This window comes from Pseudomonas sp. IT-P258 (assembly GCF_949767825.1).
Taxonomy (GTDB): domain Bacteria; phylum Pseudomonadota; class Gammaproteobacteria; order Pseudomonadales; family Pseudomonadaceae; genus Aquipseudomonas; species Aquipseudomonas monachiensis.
Genome location: NZ_CATKPU010000043.1, coordinates 87,227 through 103,346 on the forward strand (window position 1 = coordinate 87,227; position 16,120 = coordinate 103,346).

General features: G+C 60.4%; 13 protein-coding genes. 3 read left to right on the forward strand and 10 right to left on the reverse strand.

Annotation, left to right across the window (positions count from 1 at the left end; all coding sequences use genetic code 11):
• Positions 1–15: 15 nt before the first annotated feature.
• A complete protein-coding gene (locus ACM6G4_RS16295) occupies positions 16–1,212 on the reverse strand; it encodes an AAA family ATPase (RefSeq protein ID WP_414914105.1) in 1,197 nt (398 codons plus the stop codon).
• 177 nt (positions 1,213–1,389) lie between these two features.
• Between ACM6G4_RS16295 and ACM6G4_RS16300 the strand changes: the two genes are divergently transcribed.
• Genes ACM6G4_RS16300 through ACM6G4_RS16310 form a run of 3 tightly spaced genes read left to right on the forward strand, consistent with a single transcriptional unit; the run spans position 1,390 to position 6,601 of the window.
• Positions 1,390–2,493 carry an efflux RND transporter periplasmic adaptor subunit gene (locus ACM6G4_RS16300; protein WP_056726946.1) on the forward strand — a complete coding sequence of 368 codons (1,104 nt, stop codon included), beginning with the start codon at positions 1,390–1,392 and terminating at the stop codon, positions 2,491–2,493.
• Positions 2,490–3,554 carry an efflux RND transporter periplasmic adaptor subunit gene (locus ACM6G4_RS16305; RefSeq protein WP_056726945.1) on the forward strand — a complete coding sequence of 355 codons (1,065 nt, stop codon included), beginning with the start codon at positions 2,490–2,492 and terminating at the stop codon, positions 3,552–3,554. The genes ACM6G4_RS16300 and ACM6G4_RS16305 overlap by 4 nt, the downstream gene beginning before the upstream one ends.
• The gene (locus ACM6G4_RS16310; RefSeq protein WP_056726944.1) at positions 3,551–6,601 is read left to right on the forward strand and encodes an efflux RND transporter permease subunit; all 3,051 of its coding nucleotides are present in this window, start codon (positions 3,551–3,553) and stop codon (positions 6,599–6,601) included. The genes ACM6G4_RS16305 and ACM6G4_RS16310 overlap by 4 nt, the downstream gene beginning before the upstream one ends.
• Positions 6,602–6,654: 53 nt before the next feature.
• Here ACM6G4_RS16310 and ACM6G4_RS16315 read toward each other — a convergent pair whose 3' ends face one another.
• The 9 genes from ACM6G4_RS16315 to ACM6G4_RS16355 form a co-directional block, all read right to left on the reverse strand.
• Positions 6,655–7,284, reverse strand: coding sequence for a class I SAM-dependent methyltransferase (locus tag ACM6G4_RS16315; RefSeq protein WP_414914106.1), 630 nt, complete (start codon positions 7,282–7,284; stop codon positions 6,655–6,657).
• Between the two features lie 139 nt (positions 7,285–7,423).
• Entirely contained in the window at positions 7,424–7,780 is a 357-nt protein-coding gene (locus ACM6G4_RS16320) for a DUF6124 family protein (RefSeq protein ID WP_414914107.1), read from the reverse strand.
• 527 nt (positions 7,781–8,307) lie between these two features.
• Positions 8,308–8,952, reverse strand: coding sequence for a methionine ABC transporter permease (locus ACM6G4_RS16325; protein WP_056726941.1), 645 nt, complete (start codon positions 8,950–8,952; stop codon positions 8,308–8,310).
• A complete protein-coding gene (locus ACM6G4_RS16330; protein ID WP_414914108.1) occupies positions 8,942–10,063 on the reverse strand; it encodes a methionine ABC transporter ATP-binding protein in 1,122 nt (373 codons plus the stop codon). The genes ACM6G4_RS16325 and ACM6G4_RS16330 overlap by 11 nt, the downstream gene beginning before the upstream one ends.
• Positions 10,064–10,065: 2 nt before the next feature.
• Positions 10,066–10,875 (reverse strand): MetQ/NlpA family ABC transporter substrate-binding protein, encoded by an 810-nt coding sequence (locus tag ACM6G4_RS16335; protein ID WP_414914109.1) that lies wholly within the window; start codon positions 10,873–10,875, stop codon positions 10,066–10,068.
• 176 nt (positions 10,876–11,051) lie between these two features.
• Positions 11,052–12,404 carry an LLM class flavin-dependent oxidoreductase gene (locus tag ACM6G4_RS16340; protein ID WP_414914110.1) on the reverse strand — a complete coding sequence of 451 codons (1,353 nt, stop codon included), beginning with the start codon at positions 12,402–12,404 and terminating at the stop codon, positions 11,052–11,054.
• On the reverse strand, positions 12,405–13,598 hold the full coding sequence (locus ACM6G4_RS16345; RefSeq protein ID WP_414914111.1) for an SfnB family sulfur acquisition oxidoreductase: 1,194 nt from the start codon (positions 13,596–13,598) through the stop codon (positions 12,405–12,407).
• Positions 13,599–13,636: 38 nt separating this feature from the next.
• Entirely contained in the window at positions 13,637–14,869 is a 1,233-nt protein-coding gene (locus ACM6G4_RS16350) for an SfnB family sulfur acquisition oxidoreductase (RefSeq protein WP_056726936.1), read from the reverse strand.
• Between the two features lie 223 nt (positions 14,870–15,092).
• The gene (locus ACM6G4_RS16355) at positions 15,093–15,857 is read right to left on the reverse strand and encodes a hypothetical protein (protein ID WP_414914112.1); all 765 of its coding nucleotides are present in this window, start codon (positions 15,855–15,857) and stop codon (positions 15,093–15,095) included.
• Positions 15,858–16,120 lie beyond the last annotated feature (263 nt).

Consider the following 16,120-nt stretch of genomic DNA (forward strand, 5'->3'; position numbering starts at 1 on the left):
GTCTGACATTCACACTCACTCCGGCCAGTACCATGCCGGCTCATCCAGCATCCGTTGCCCGACAATCCCGGTCTGCCCGAGATTCTTCTCCAGCACGATGCAATTGCACTCCGGGTCTTCCTGCAAGGCTGAAATCAAGCGCCGGGCATGGGACACCACCCACACCTGGCACTGCTCGGAGGCGCGGATGATCAAGCGTGCCAGCGCGGGCAGCAGGTCCGGGTGCAGGCTGGTTTCCGGTTCGTTCAGCACCATCAACGTCGGCGGTCGTGGCGTCAGCAGCGCCGCGACCAGCAGCAGGTAACGCAACGTTCCGTCCGACAGCTCGGCGGCCGACAGCGGCCGCAACAAACCTTCCTGAAAGAACTCGATGGCGAAGCGCCCGCCAGGCAGTGGTTCGATGTTCAGTCTGGCGCCGGGGAAGGCGTCGCTGATCGCCGACCGTAAAGCCTCGGGATCACCGATTTCGATGATCGTCTGCAAGGCCGCCGCCAGGTCGCGTCCGTCGTGGTGCAGCACCGGCGTGCGGGTGCCCAGTTGAGGTTGTCGTGCCGGGGCGTCGGCATCGCTGCGAAAGTGATCGTAGAAGCGCCAGCGGCGGATGAACTCGCGCATTTCCAGCACTTCCGGTGATCCGCGCAGGCTGCCGACCTGATCGAACAGGCTGTCGAAAGTCGGTGTGTGCTGCGCCAATACATCCCACTTGCGATCGGCGCGGGCGCGGATCATCGGGCCGTCACGATCGACCAGCAGACTGGCCGGGCGATAGAACGCCCCGGCCCACAGGCATTCGCGTTTGATCTGCGGGTCGAGGCTGAAATAAGACGGTATTGGCGAGTTGCGCCCGGGGAGCATGAAATGGCCATTGGAATCGGGCAGGCCGAGGCTGATCGAGTAGCCGAAGTCCTCTCCCGCAAACCCCAGTCGAAGGCGTTTGACGCCCTGACGCACGGTGGGCTCGATAGCGACTTCGCCAGTGCGCATGCGCCGGGAGATGTTTTCCGGCCCGGCCCAAAATGTCGAATCCAGGCCTCCTTCACGGGCCAGGGCATTGACCACGCCGCCGTGGGCGGTTTCCGCCAGCAGGCGCAGCGCGCGGTACAGGTTGGATTTGCCGCTGCCGTTGGGGCCGGTGATCAGAGTCAGCCGGCCCAGCGGGATCACCAGTTTGTTGATCGAGCGGTAATTGGCCACGGCGAGAGTCTTGAGCATGTGGGTTCCTGAGGCGGGATCGACCGGGGCTCATTGTCAGGCATGCACAGGCGTCTATGGCAAGTGTTTCAGGGCTAAAAAAGTGTGAACTTTTTCTTCATAAGACGCTCGTGCAAGGTTCCCATCCTGTTCTAAGCTCTCTGTCGTGTTGTACGTGAAAAAGGCCAAGGAGTTTGCATGGTGGTTCCCGGATTGAAAGTAGTAATGGCCTTGAGTGTCGTCACCCTGCTGACGGCTTGCGACGAAAAAAAGCCCGTGCAGGAATACCTGCCACGGGTGTTCGTGCAAGTCGTCAAGCCGGCGGATTACGCGGCCTCGATTACCCTCACCGGTGATATCCAGGCACGGATACAGACGGAGCTGTCTTTTCGTGTAGGGGGCAAGATCATCCAGCGCTCGGTTGACGTCGGTGATCGAGTGACAGCCAAACAAGTGCTGGCCCGGCTCGACCCGAAGGATCTACAGACCAGTGTCGATTCGGCCCAGGCGCAAGTCGTCGCCGAACAGGCGCGGGTGACCCAGAGTGCGGCGGCGTTCGTGCGCCAGCAAAAACTGCTGCCCAAGGGTTACACCAGCCAGAGCGAATACGACTCGGCCCAGGCAGCCTTGCACAGTAGTCAGAGTGCCTTGAGCGCCGCCAAGGCGCAGTTGGCCAATGCCAAGGATCAACTGAGCTATACGGCACTGATCGCCGATGCGCCGGGGATCATTACCGAGCGCCAGGCAGAGGTTGGCCAGGTGGTGCAGGCAACCATGCCGGTCTTCAGCCTGGCCCGTGACGGCGACCGGGATGCGGTGTTCAACGTCTATGAATCACTGCTGGCCGAGAAGCCGAAAGATCAAACCATCGTCCTCAGCCTGCTCGACAACCCGGCGATCAAGACCACCGGCACCGTGCGCGAAGTCACCCCCTCGGTGTCGGCGCAATCCGGCACCGTGCAGGTCAAGGTCGGTCTCGACAAACTGCCCGACGGCATGCAGTTGGGCTCGGTGGTGAGTGCCACGGCCAGGGGATCGGGCAAGTCGGTCATCGAGTTGCCGTGGTCGGCACTGACCAAAAACATCAGTGAGCCTGCTGTCTGGATTGTCGACGACAAGGGCAAGGCCCAATTGCATTCGGTCACCGTCAGCCGCTACCTGACTGGCAAGATCATCATCAGCGACGGGTTGAAGGACGGCGACAAAGTCATCATCGCGGGCGGACAACTCTTGCACCCGGACATGGAAGTCGAAATTGCCGAAAACACTTACAAGGATCTGACGTGGGGAGCCAAGCCATGAAGCCTTTATGGGCGTTGTCCATCGGGCTGGTGCTGAGCGCCTGTTCCAAAAGCGAACCGCCGCCGGCGCCGGTACGGCCGGTGCTGTCGATCAAGGTCCAGACCTTGAATGAAGAGGACCTGGGCCGCTTCGCCGGCAGCATCCAGGCGCGCTATGAAACCGATACCGGTTTCCGTGTGGGTGGGCGAATCGCCAGCCGTAACGTTGATGTCGGCACCGAGGTGGAGAAGGGTACGCTGCTTGCCACCCTCGATCCTTCCGACCAGCAGAACCAATTGCGCTCGGCCCAGGGCGATCTGTCGAAAATCCAGGCGCAACTGATCAACGCCAAGGCCACGGCCCAGCGCCAGCAAGCCTTGTTTGACCGTGGGGTTGGCGCGCAAGCGCAACTCGACGAGGCCAATACCGACCTGAAAACCACCCAGGCTTCACTCGATCAGGCCCGGGCGGCCGTCAACCAGAGCAAGGACCAACTGGGCTACACCGAACTGCGCGCCGACCATAAAGCCGTGGTCACCCAGTGGAGTGCCGAGGCCGGGCAAGTGGTGTCGGCCGGTCAGCAAGTGGTGACCCTGGCGCAACCAGACATCAAGGAAGCGGTGATCGACCTGCCCGATACCCTGGTCGATCAACTGCCCAGCGATGTGGTGTTCCTGGTCGCTGCGCAGTTGGACCCGAGCATCAACACCACCGCCATCATCCGCGAAATCGAACCCAAGGCTCAAAGCGCCACACGCACCCGTCGCGCCCGCCTGACCCTGGCCGAAACGCCACCGGGCTTTCGCCTGGGTACGGCCATCAGCGTCACCCTGAGTTCGGCGATCAAGCCGCGTATCGAATTGCCGGTCACCGCACTGCAGGAGGTCGATGGCAAACCACGTATCTGGGTGATTGATGCACAGAGTAAAACCGTCTCTCCCCGTGACATCCAGGTGATCAGCCGTACCGACAGCACCGTGGTGCTGGCTGGCGGCGTGAAGAACGGCGAGCGGGTGGTCAGTGCCGGTGTGAACAGCCTCAAACCGGGGCAGCAAGTGAAAATCGACGAGGACAGTCAATGAAAGGGCCTTTCAACCTCTCGGAATGGGCCCTCAAGCATCAGTCGTTCATCTGGTATCTGATGTTCGTCGCATTGCTGATGGGTGTGTTCTCGTACTTCAACCTGGGGCGCGAAGAAGACCCTTCGTTCACCATCAAGACCATGGTGATCCAGAGCAAATGGCCGGGGGCGACCCAGGAGGAAACCCTCAAGCAGATCACTGACCGGATCGAGAAGAAGCTCGAAGAACTCGACTCCCTCGACTATGTGAAAAGCTACACGCGCCCCGGTGAGTCCACGGTGTATGTGTACCTGCGCGACACCACCAGTGCCAAGGACATTCCGGAGATCTGGTATCAGGTACGCAAGAAGATCAACGACATCAAGTACCAGTTCCCGCAAGGCATACAAGGACCGTCGTTCAACGACGAGTTCGGTGACGTCTTCGGCTCGATCTACGCCTTCACCGCCGACGGCCTGACCCTGCGTCAGTTGCGCGACTACGTGGAACAGGCACGCATGGAAATTCGCGGCGTGCCGGGGTTGGGCAAAATCGAAATGGTCGGCCAGCAGGATGAAGTGCTGTACCTGAACTTCTCCACACGCAAACTCGCAGCGCTGGGTATCGATGAGCGTCAGGTGGTGCAGAGCCTGCAAACCCAGAACGCCGTGACCCCGGCGGGTGTCATCGAGGCCGGGCCGGAGCGGATTTCGGTGCGCACTTCAGGGAAGTTCGCTTCGGAGAAAGACCTGGCCGAGGTCAATCTCAAGCTCAACGACCGCTACTATCGTCTGGCCGACATTGCCGAAATTCGTCGCGGCTATGTCGATCCGGCCTCGCCGGAATTCCGCTACAACGGCAAACAGGCCATCGGCCTGGCGATTGCCATGCAGACGGGGGGCAACGTCCAGGCGTTCGGCAAGGCCTTGCACGCCCGGATGGACCAGTTGACCGCCGACCTGCCGGTGGGTGTCGGCATTTACAACGTCTCCGACCAGGCCGTAGTGGTGGAAGAGGCCGTCGGCGGTTTTACCAGTGCCTTATTCGAGGCGGTGGTGATCGTGTTGCTGGTCAGCTTCGTCAGCCTCGGCGTGCGCGCCGGGCTGGTGGTGGCGTGCTCGATCCCGTTGGTGTTGGCGATGGTGTTTGTGTTCATGGAATACAGTGGCATCACCATGCAGCGGATTTCCCTCGGTGCACTGATCATCGCCCTCGGCCTGCTGGTGGACGATGCGATGATCACCGTGGAAATGATGGTCACGCGCCTGGAGATGGGCGAGACCAAGGAGCAGGCGGCGACCTTTGCCTACACCTCCACGGCGTTCCCGATGCTCACCGGTACGCTGGTGACAGTGGCGGGCTTCGTGCCGATCGGCTTGAACGCCAGCTCCGCCGGTGAGTACACCTACACCCTGTTTGCGGTAATTGCCTGCGCGATGCTGGTGTCGTGGGTAGTGGCGGTGCTGTTTGCGCCGGTGATCGGCGTGCACATTCTCAGTGCCAACGTGAAGCCCCATGAAGGTGAACCCGGGCGCATCGGCAAGGCGTTCAACGGTGGGCTGCTGTGGTGCATGCGCAATCGCTGGTGGGCCATCGGCATTACGGTGCTGTGTTTTGTGTTGGCGCTGTTCAGCATGCGTTACGTGCAGAACCAGTTCTTCCCGTCTTCGGATCGTCCGGAAATCCTGGTTGATCTGAACCTGCCGCAAAACGCCTCGCTCGACGAAACCCGCCGGGCTGTCGATCGCCTTGAAGCCACGCTCAAGGACGATCCGGACATCGTGCGCTGGAGCACCTACGTCGGTCAGGGCGCGATCCGTTTCTACCTGCCACTGGACCAGCAACTGCAAAACCCGTTCTACGCGCAGTTGGTGATCGTCAGCAAAGGCCATACCCGTGAAGCCATGATGCAGAAGCTTCGCGAGCGCTTGCGCAACGACTTCGTCGGCATCGGCGGTTATGTCCAGGCACTGGAAATGGGCCCGCCGGTAGGGCGTCCGATCCAGTACCGGGTCAGCGGCAAGGACATCGACCAGGTACGCCGACATGCCATCGACCTGGCCACTGAGCTGGACAAGAACCCGCACGTTGGCGAGATCATCTACGACTGGAACGAGCCGGGCAAAGTCCTGCGCATCGACATCGCCCAGGACAAGGCGCGGCAATTGGGGCTGTCTTCCGAGGATGTGGCCAACCTGATGAACGGCATTGTCAGCGGCCAGACGGTGACTCAGGTCGATGACGACATTTACCTGATCAACGTGGTCGGGCGCGCGGTGGATTCCGAGCGCGGAACGCCCGAAACCCTGCAGAACCTGCAAATCGTCACGCCTAGTGGCACGTCGATTCCATTGCTGGCATTTGCCACGGTGCGCTACGAACTGGAGCAACCGTTGGTATGGCGTAGGGATCGCCTGCCGACCATCACCATCAAGGCGGCGATTCGTGACGAGATCCAGCCGACGGACCTGGTGAAAATCCTCAAGCCATCCATCGACGCTTTCGCAGCCAAACTGCCGGCGGGCTACAAGGTCGCCACCGGTGGTACGGTGGAGGAAAGCGGCAAGGCCCAGGGGCCGATTGCCAAGGTGGTGCCGCTGATGCTGTTCATGATGGCGACCTTCCTGATGATCCAGCTGCACAGCGTGCAGAAGCTGTTCCTGGTGGCCAGTGTCGCGCCGCTGGGGCTGATTGGCGTGGTGATCGCGCTGGTGCCTACCGGTACGCCGATGGGCTTCGTGGCGATCCTCGGGATCCTGGCGCTGATCGGTATCATCATCCGTAACTCGGTGATCCTGGTGACCCAGATCGAAGAGTACGAGCAGAAGGGCTACGCGCCGTGGGATGCGGTGGTGCAGGCCACCGAGCATCGACGTCGACCGATTCTGCTGACCGCCGCGGCGGCGAGCATGGGGATGATCCCGATTGCCCGGGAAGTGTTCTGGGGGCCGATGGCCTACGCGATGATCGGCGGGATCGTCATCGCCACCTTGCTGACGCTGCTGTTTTTGCCAGCGTTGTATGTGGCCTGGTACAAGATTCGCGAGCCGAAAAAGGAGGCGCAGTAAGGGCGAGCGCTTCGCGCTCATCGCGAGCAGGCTCGCGATGGCGTCCGAATTGACTACACAGCCTTACGCCAGACACTCGCCAACCAAGGCTGCTGCTCTCGCGGCAGCCCGGCCGGCCGGTAGTAATGCTCCAGCTCCACAAACCCCGCCTCTATCAACAAATGCTGCCAGGCCGCCAGGTCGTGATACGACCCATAACGCGGTCCGTTCCAGCCTTCCTGATTTTCGCCACGGGGATTGGAACTGAACAACACACCACCCGGTTTCAGCGCTCCCCACAATTGCTTCAACACCCGTGGTAATTCCTGACGCGGAACATGAAACAGCACCGCGTTGGCAAAAATTCCGTCGAAACGCTCGGCCGGCAGATCAAGCTTCAGGAAGTCCTGCTGCCACACCTCGCAACCGCTGTCCTCACGGGCCATCTGCGCGAACTTTTCCGAACCGTCGAGGCCGACCGCCTTGTGGCCCATGCGGGTGAACGTCTGCAGATCACGTCCCGGCCCGCAGCCAAAATCGAGAATGTCGAAAGGCGCTTCGCCCTGAATGTGCCGGAGCAGGGCATCGATGTTCTGGCTGACGTCGTGATCACGGGTGCCTTCTCGGAAACTTTCGGCCGTCGAGTTGTAGTGGCCCAGGGTCGTGGTAGTGATCTGTTCGAGGTCGTCGGGTGTTTGCTTCATGGTCGGCTGCGCAGGAAAAAGGAGATGTGTTGACTATAAGCGCTTTCGCGCTTTGAAAGATCGCAGCCTGCGGCAGCTCCTACGTGTGAACGCCAAACTCTGTAGGAGCTGCCGAAGGCTGCGATCTTTTGGCCTTGGCTCAGTCCTTCTTCATCCCCAAACACTCAATGGAGTGATCCACCATCGCCTTGGCAATCTCCAGCAAATGCCAGATCGAGTACACCATCGCCCGGTCGGCGCCCTTCAGTTGGTCGCCACACTGATACGCCGTGACCGAAGCACAGCGCAGCAGATCGGCGACATAGAGCTGGGTGTCTTCAAAACTCACGTCCTTGCTGACGTTGTAGAAGCGCATTTCATCGGGGGGTGTGGGTTGCTTGCCGGTGAGGTGGAAATCGATGGCGCGGTAAAGCGCGGAACGATCCCTGAGCAAATCGTCGGTGACGGTTTCGTTTGTGGGATTTTCGGGAGGTGGATCGGGAACGGATTTTTTCATGAGTGTTGCTCCTATTGCTGCATGGGAGCCATCACTTATCGCCTACTAAACGATTGGGTGGCGGCTGTACGCAGGTTAGTAGGCCGGTCAATAGGAAAAACCGGTGCACCCGAAGGTGCCCCACGCACAGCCACCATATTCTGCATGCGGCAAAATTTGCCGGACATGAGCATGGAATCGCTATGCGCCTATTGTTCCGGGCTACTAAACCCGATCACTGATGAGCAGTGACGGACCGAGACTAGCCACCGGATTTGGCAGGCGCAAGCGAGCGAAATGATCTAGGAAATGTCCTGCAAAAGAAAGGGAACGAGCCTGCGGAACGGCTGATTTCCCTGTACGAAAACTTCCCTCTGGAAGTCTGTGATCACCTGTGGCGAGGGAGCTTGCTCCCGCTCGATCGCGTAGCAATCGCAAAATCTGACACCTGAATTTCACTGACACACCGCACTGAATGGTTTGGGGCTGCTTTGCAGCCCAGCGGGAGCAAGCTCCCTCGCCACAAAAGCCCGGTGACCTTCAGCTCGTCAGCGCTTGTTCAACCCCCGCGCCAACCGATCCCCACCGAGTTGAATCACCGCCACCACCGCCACCAGCAACACAATCACCGTCAGCATAATCTGGCTGTCAAAGCGCTGATACCCATACCGATAGGCAATGTCCCCCAGTCCACCGGCGCCAATCGCCCCGGCCATGGCCGAGGAGTTGATCATGGTGACCAAGGTGATGGTGAACCCGCCCACAATCCCGGGCAGCGCCTCAGGCAACAACACATGCCAAACGATGTGCCAGCGCCGACAGCCCATGGCTTGCGCCGCTTCGATCAGTCCATGATCGACCTCGCGCAAGCTGACTTCGGCAATGCGCGCAAAGAATGGCGTAGCGGCGATGGTCAACGGCACCACGGCCGCCCATACGCCGTAGGTGGTGCCGACGATCAATCGGGTGAACGGAATCAGCGCCACCATCAAAATCAGGAACGGAATCGAGCGGAACAAATTCACGAATGCACCCAGCGCGCGGTTCAGTGCCGGGGCTTCGTAGATGCCGCCCCTGGAACTGGTGACCAGGATCACCGCCAGCGGAATACCCGCCAACAGCGCGATCAACGACGACACGCCGACCATCAGGAACGTGTCGATAAAACCTTGCAGCAAGCGGTCAAACCACATAGCCCAGTACCTCCACCTGTTGCGCCCAATGGCCGGCGCGTTGACGCAATTGCTCGGCACCGAGAGTCGAGCCAGTCACCGCCAGAAGCAGTTGCCCGAGGGCATGACCCTGAATCCGTTCCACGCCGCCTTGCAGCAATCGCACACGGCCTCCGAGGGCGCTGAACAGTGCCGCCAGATCCGGTTCGTCGCGTTGGCTGCCGGTGAACTGCAAGCGCAACACCACCGCGGCGTCTGGGGAATTTGGCTGCGGCTGCAAACGGCTCTGCAGCTCTTTGGGTAATGCGTGTTGCAAAGGCGCCAGCAATGTCTTGCTGACCTCATGCTGCGGATTGCCGAACACTTCCCACACCGGGCCTTGCTCGACGATGCGCCCATGCTCCAGGACAACCACGCGATCACAGATCTCACGGATCACCGCCATCTCGTGGGTGATCAGCACAATGGTCAGGCCCAGGCGCTGATTGATCTCGCGCAGCAGGCCGAGGATCGACTGCGTGGTTTCCGGATCCAGAGCCGAGGTGGCTTCGTCGCACAACAGAATTTCCGGGTCATGCACCAGCGCCCGGGCAATGCCCACGCGCTGTTTCTGCCCGCCGGACAACTGCGCCGGGTAAGCCTTGTGTTTGGCCTGCAAACCCACCAGTTCCAGCAGTTCACGGACCTTCTGCTCCCGTTGCTCCTTGGGCACACCGGCGACTTTTAGCGGCAGCTCGACGTTCTGCCAAACGGTCTTGGCCGACATCAGGTTGAAGTGCTGGAAGATCATGCCGATGCGTCGACGCAGCGCCACCAAGCGGTCCTCATCGAACTCGCCGATGTCCACTTGGTCGATCAGCACCCGACCGCTGCTCGGCTGTTCCAGGCGATTGATGGTGCGGATCAGCGACGACTTGCCAGCACCGCTGCGACCGATGATGCCGAACACTTCGCCGCGCTGGATCGCCAGGTCGATGCCGTGCAACGCGGCCACCGGGCCTTGCTGGCCGTTGTAGGTTTTACCCAGATTGATGAAGCGCACATGAGCACGATTGAGCTCGGGATGCAGCTCGGTTTGTTCAGCGCGTTGAGGCTCTGGAGGCTCCAGTCGCCGTTGGAAGGCGGCGGTCATGTTCAGCTTTCCCAGCCGGCTTGATAGAGCTTGCCGTGGGCCTTATCCAGCGCGGCGCGCACAGCGGGTGAGTGCTGGTAGATGTCGACGAACTTGATCAGGCGCGGGTCGGTTTTGCTCTTGGGCTGGATCACGAACTGAATCACGTATTCCTTGTGATCGAGGCCGTCGAACAGCAGCGCAGAGCCCGTGTCGAAGGTTTTCGACAAGCGAATGTAGGCCGGGTAGCCCTGCACCAGATCGGCGTCGTCATAGGCACGCACCAGTTGCACGGCTTCGACCTGGAGGATCTTGATGTGCTTCGGGTTGGCGATGATGTCTTCTTCGGTGGCCTTGTAGCCGACGCCGGGCTTGAGGGTGATCAGGCCGGCCTTGGCCAGCAACTGCAAGCCACGACCGCTGTTGATCGGATCGTTGGCGATGGCCACGCTGGCGCCTTGCGGCAGTTCGTCGAAGCTTTTGTATTTCTTCGAGTAGAGGCCGACGTTGTTGATGATTCCCGGCGCGAAAGGCACCAGGTCGAAACCGGCCGCAGCCTTGGCGTTTTCCAGGAACGGGATGTGCTGGAAGTAGTTCACGTCGATGTCACCTGAAGCCAGGCTGACGTTCGGTGCGATCCAGTCGCTGAACTCCACCAGTTCGACTTTCAGGCCTTGTTTGCCGGCTTCTTCGACCGCCGCTTCAAGGGGAATGGCGAAGGCGGCGGTGGTGCCGATTTTCAGTGGGGCGTCGGCGGCGAAGGTTACCGAGCTGAACAGGCCGAGGGCCAGGGCCAGTGCTTTGACTGGGTGGGAGAGGTAGTTCTTTTTCATGATGAGTTATCCAGTCAATTGTCAGTATTGGGTTCACATTTGTGGCGAGGGAGCTTGCTCCCGCTGGGCTGCGAAGCAGCCCTGAAAACATCCGATAAGGTGTGACAGACAAATCGGATCGGCAGATTTGCGACTGCTACGCAGTCGAGCGGGAGCAAGCTCCCTCGCCACAGGGTTTAGTGTCGGTAGTGGGAGCCGGTATGTTGCTCAGGCAAATGCGCCTCTCGCTGAAACAGCTTTTCGCGCAAGGTACCGCTGTCGTACGCCGTCTTGTACGAGCCCCGCCGTTGCAACTCGGGGATCACCAGTTCGATGAAATCCTCATAGCTTTCCGGCGTGACAATCCGCGTCAGGTTGAAACCATCCAGCCCGGTTTCGGCGATCCAGGATTCCAGTTCATCCGCCACTTGCTGCGGTGAGCCGACCACGGTGATGTAGCGCCCGCCGAGGGCGTGTTGTTCCAGCAATTTGCGGCGTGTCCAGTCGTTGTTTTGCAGGTGTTTGGTGGCGGACTGGATCGCGTTGCTCTTCACGTACTGGATCGGCTCGTCGATTTCATATTGGGAAAAATCGATTCCGGTGGACGCCGAAAAGTGCGCCACGCCGGCCTCGGCACTGGCGTAGCTCAGGTATTCGGCGTGCTTGGCCCAGGCCCGCTCTTCGGTGGCGCCAACGATCACGTTCAGGCCCATGAACACCTTGATGTCCTCGGGATTGCGTCCGGCGGAGGCGGCCGCGGCGCGCACCTTGTCCACCTGCGCCTTGGTCGATGCCTTGGTCTGGCCGCTGATGAACACGCACTCGGCATGTCGCCCGGCGAACAGCAAACCGCGATCCGAACTGCCGGCCTGGAACAGCACCGGCGTGCGCTGTGGCGAGGGCTCACAGAGGTGATAACCCTCGACCTGATAGAACTCGCCCTTGTGCTCGACCTTGTGCACTTTGTCTGGCTGCGCGTAGATCCGCTGCCGTGGATCGTTGAGCACCGCGCCATTTTCCCAACTGCCTTCCAGGAGTTTGTAGAGCACCTCCAGGTACTCGTCGGCCTGGTCATAACGACGGTCATGCTCGACCTGTTCGCTCAGACCCATGGCCTTGGCGGCGCTGTCGAGATAGCCGGTGACGATGTTCCAGCCGACACGCCCACGACTCAGGTGATCCAGCGTCGACAGGCGGCGGGCGAACAGATACGGCGCTTCGTAGGTGAGGTTGGCGGTCAGGCCGAAGCCGAGGTTTTTCGTCACTGCAGCCATGGCCGAGACCAGCAGCAGCGGATCGTTGACCGGCAACTGGATCGACTCTTTCAACGGCACGTCCACCGAGTTCTGGTAGACGTCGTAGACCCCGACGATGTCGGCGATGAACAGGCCGTCGAACAGCCCGCGCTCCAGCAGCTGCGCCAGTTCGGTCCAGTATTCGATCGTGTTGTAGCGGGTGGACGTATCGCGCGGGTGCGTCCACAAGCCATGGTTGATGTGCCCGATGCAGTTCATGTTGAAGGCATTGAGCAGGATCTTTTTCTTGGCCATTCAGATGGTCCCCCGCAGTGGCGGGTTTTCATCGTTGAGGTAGTAATTGCCCACGGCGTGGTACTTCCAGCGCACCGGGTCGTGCAAGGTGTGTACCCGGGCGTTGCGCCAGTGGCGGTCGAGGCCGTGTTCGATCAGGGTTGCCTGGCTGCCGGCCAGTTCGAACAGTGTGCTGCCGGCGGCCAGGGAGATTTCGGTACTGAGGGCGCGGGCTTCGGCGACGGCAATCGAGGCGGCCGCGACGGTCTGTGCATGGGTGTCGGCCTGGGCCTCGTCGAGGTATTCACCGGCCCGCTCCAGCAATGCCTCGGCGGCGTGCAGGCGAATGCTCAGGTGGCCGAAGCTCTTGAGGGTCAGCGGATCGTCCGTGGCTTTTTCGTGGGTGGCGTCGATCCATGGCCGGGTTTTGGTGCGCACGAAATGCAGCGCATCTTCATACGCGGCGCGGGCGATGCCGGTGTCGATGGCAGCATGGAGAATCTGCGCCAGCGGGCCGACCGGGGTCGGGCGTTCGAAAGCGCTTTGAAAGGGGATCACATCTTCGCCGGCGACGTAGACATCTTCGAACACCACCGAACCGCTGCCGGTGGTGCGCTGGCCGAAGCCGCTCCAGTCGTCGATTACGCTCAGGCCCTTGCTGTTGCGCGGGACGAACGCCAGTTGCTGTACGCCGTTTTCATCCACCACCGAGGTGGGAATGCGCTGGGCGTAGATCGCGCCCGTGGCGTAGAACTTGCGACCATTGATGCGATAGCCGCTGCCGTCGCGAGTCAGGCTGGTGACGCGATCGTGTGCGGTTTTGGTGCCGAGTTCCGCCAACGCATTGCCGAAGCGCTGACCGGCCAAAACCTCGGCGTACAGGCGTTGCTTCTGCTCGTGGCTGCCGTTCACCCGCAGTACTTCGAGGGCATAGAAATGGTTCTGCGGGATCTGCCCCAGGGAGCCGTCGGCCCGGGCGATCAAGGCGATGACCTTGGCCAGGGTGACGTTGGAAACACCGGCGCCGCCGTATTCCTTTGGCACACTGATGCCCCACAGGCCCGAGCGGGAAAACACTTCCAGTTCCGGGTGTGGCAAGCGGCGTAAACGGTCGCGTGTGGCGCTGTCGCGTTTAAAGTCTTCGGCAAGGTCGCTGGCGACGACCAGGGCTTGCTCATCGCTGGTGATGACCGCGACGTGGTGAGAACTTGTCATGTGTTTCTCCAGAGCTCTGGTAAAAAGTGTTCTGGTCGTCAGATCCAGGAATGGCGATTGGGCAGCGTGCCGTTGAGGCGATAGGCGCCGACCGCGTGATACTTCCAGCGCACCGGATCGTGCAGGGTGTGCACCCGGGCGTTGCGCCAGTGGCGGTCGAGGTTGAATTCGGCGAGGGTCGCGCGGCTGCCGGCCAGTTCGAGCAGCTTTTCGCTGGCCAGCAGCGAAATCTCGGTGGTCAGCACTTTGGCTTCGGCCACGGCAATCGAGGCGCGGGCGGCGGACTCGGCGGTGAAAGGTGCGGCGCTGACATCATCGAGCACTTGCCCGGCCTTGCGCAGCAGCGCTTGGGCGGCGTGCAATTCGATTTTCAATCTGCCGATATCGGCGATCACGTACAGGTCATCGCTGGCCCGCTCGACCTTGGCGTCGATCCACGGCCGGGCGCGGGTTTTCACGAAGTCGATGGCGTCGTCGATGGCGCCTCGGGCGATACCGGCGTCGATGGCCGCTTGAATCAGCTGCGAGACGGCACCCTGGATGTTCGGCGTGTCATTGATCCGCCAGTTATCCACCACCAGTTCAGGATCGGCCTGCACGTTGTTGAGCAAAATCGTGCCGCTGGCGGTGGTGCGCTGACCAAACCCGGACCAGTCATCGACGATGCGCAATCCAGGTGTGCCGCGCCGGATGAAAGCCAGCACTTGCTTGCCGTCATCGTTCAACGCTTTGACTGCGACCCAATGGGCGAACAGTGCGCCGGTGGAATAGAACTTCTGGCCGTTGAGGACGCCGTCAGCGGTGATGCGCGCCTTCAGTTCCAGGGTGTTCTTGGTGCCGCGTTCCGGCCCGGCATTGCCGATGCGCCAGCCGTCGAGGACGCTTTTGAACAGCTGTTTTTTCTGCGCCTCGGTGGCGCTGCCGAGCACCAGGTTAAGAATGCCGAACTGGTTTTGCGGGATCTGCCCAAGTGCCGGGTCTGCCGCGGAAATGATCGCGAAAACCTCGGCCAGGGTAACGAACGAAACCTGCGGGCCACCGTACTCGCGGGGGATGGAAATGCTGCCCAGGCCGCTGCGGGTGAACTGTTCTATTTCAGACCATGGGAGCTTGCGCTGCCGGTCACGTTTGGCCGCTTGCAGGCGGGCGACTTGCGCCAGCTCGTGGGCCGCCTTAATGGCTTGAGCGTCATTGCGCAAGACTTTTGCGGGCAACAACAGCGGGGCGATGTCCAGGTCACTCTGGACGTTTGCATCTGCCAGACTGGACATCAGTGCCGCTCCTTGGCTGCACGCAATGCCCTGGCGATCTGCACTGGGGTGATTGTGTTCCGGACCATACCTACCTCACATCTTATGGAAGCGCCGCTTGTGGCCGCGCATGAAAACAAGGATGTCCGGTGGTCCGGTGCATATACCCTAAACGTGTATAAATATTTTATGAACTAACTTTTAGGAATATGCATAGAAGGATGATTCCGCCAAAGAGGCCTCTTCATCGTCTACGGGGTTCGGCGGCCTTGAGAGGCTGTTTCTTCGGGACTTTCAGATAAGTGTTTGCACAACCAATCTTCAGCGTGCGGGCTGGAGCCCAGCGGGAGTTGTTGCCCACCCGGTCGAGAATGCAGTACGTCACCTCCAGCCGCAGGTCTTCGCCGGCTTCGAGGATGATAGTCGGCGGAATCCAGACATGAATCGGCTGGCCCACATCGGCGGACTTGATCCGTGGCAGATCCATGCGCACATCGCCCCAGCGCAGGGTGATTTCATCGTCGACGGCCATGTTCAGGTACGGCTCGATGGTCAAGGGAACACCGCGTTTGACCTGGCTCGGATTGACCCCCTGACGGCGAATCGCCTCGGGAATGCTCACCGGTGCCAGGCACTGGTTTTCATCGCCGCACAGCTCGGAAGGTTGGCCGCCTGGGCAGTCGAGTTTGATCTGCACGTTTTGGCTGGCCGAAATCACTGGGTCTCGACCCACCTGCATGACCCGGTAGTGAATGCGCGAGGTACCGTTGGCGACAAAGCTTTCAGGCACCCGCAACTGCACCGGTTGGCCGACATCGCTGGCCTTCAGCACGCGGGAGGCCACGTAGCAGCTATCCCAGAACAGTTCGATCAGGTCGCCTTCGTCCATGGCGGGGTAGGGCGCCACATCGATCAGCAGGTGCGCCGCGCAAGTGACGTTGATGCCGGTCTTGTTGGATTGCGCCAGGGTCGGGGCCACAAGCCCGGATGTGTTCGAGGTGCTTTTCATGAAGTCTCCTTGAGGTTTTGCAACGAAGTCCGTTTCTGGGAAATCAAAAACTAAATATCGAACAGCAAAACCATTCATTACTTTTAATTGAAATAATGAGTTTGGCGTGATGAGTGACGTCGGTTGGAGACTAGATAAGAGTCAGGGGGAGTAAGTGTCAATGAGATTTATTAGTTATGGGTGAAGTGTGCTGTTATTCAGAAAGTTCCTACGGTACGAAGTAAGTAAACCATGGCGGCGTGTCGAATTTGTCCGCTGAAAGT

Coding starts and splice junctions, on each gene's coding strand:
- ACM6G4_RS16305 (WP_056726945.1), top strand. CDS start 2,490: ATGAAGCCTTTATGGGCGTTGTCCATCGGGCTGGTGCTGAGCGCCTGT.
- ACM6G4_RS16350 (WP_056726936.1), bottom strand. CDS start 14,869: ATGTCCAGTCTGGCAGATGCAAACGTCCAGAGTGACCTGGACATCGCC.
- ACM6G4_RS16310 (WP_056726944.1), top strand. CDS start 3,551: ATGAAAGGGCCTTTCAACCTCTCGGAATGGGCCCTCAAGCATCAGTCG.
- ACM6G4_RS16320 (WP_414914107.1), bottom strand. CDS start 7,780: ATGAAAAAATCCGTTCCCGATCCACCTCCCGAAAATCCCACAAACGAA.
- ACM6G4_RS16325 (WP_056726941.1), bottom strand. CDS start 8,952: ATGTGGTTTGACCGCTTGCTGCAAGGTTTTATCGACACGTTCCTGATG.
- ACM6G4_RS16295 (WP_414914105.1), bottom strand. CDS start 1,212: ATGCTCAAGACTCTCGCCGTGGCCAATTACCGCTCGATCAACAAACTG.
- ACM6G4_RS16300 (WP_056726946.1), top strand. CDS start 1,390: ATGGTGGTTCCCGGATTGAAAGTAGTAATGGCCTTGAGTGTCGTCACC.
- ACM6G4_RS16345 (WP_414914111.1), bottom strand. CDS start 13,598: ATGACAAGTTCTCACCACGTCGCGGTCATCACCAGCGATGAGCAAGCC.
- ACM6G4_RS16315 (WP_414914106.1), bottom strand. CDS start 7,284: ATGAAGCAAACACCCGACGACCTCGAACAGATCACTACCACGACCCTG.
- ACM6G4_RS16340 (WP_414914110.1), bottom strand. CDS start 12,404: ATGGCCAAGAAAAAGATCCTGCTCAATGCCTTCAACATGAACTGCATC.
- ACM6G4_RS16355 (WP_414914112.1), bottom strand. CDS start 15,857: ATGAAAAGCACCTCGAACACATCCGGGCTTGTGGCCCCGACCCTGGCG.
- ACM6G4_RS16335 (WP_414914109.1), bottom strand. CDS start 10,875: ATGAAAAAGAACTACCTCTCCCACCCAGTCAAAGCACTGGCCCTGGCC.
- ACM6G4_RS16330 (WP_414914108.1), bottom strand. CDS start 10,063: ATGACCGCCGCCTTCCAACGGCGACTGGAGCCTCCAGAGCCTCAACGC.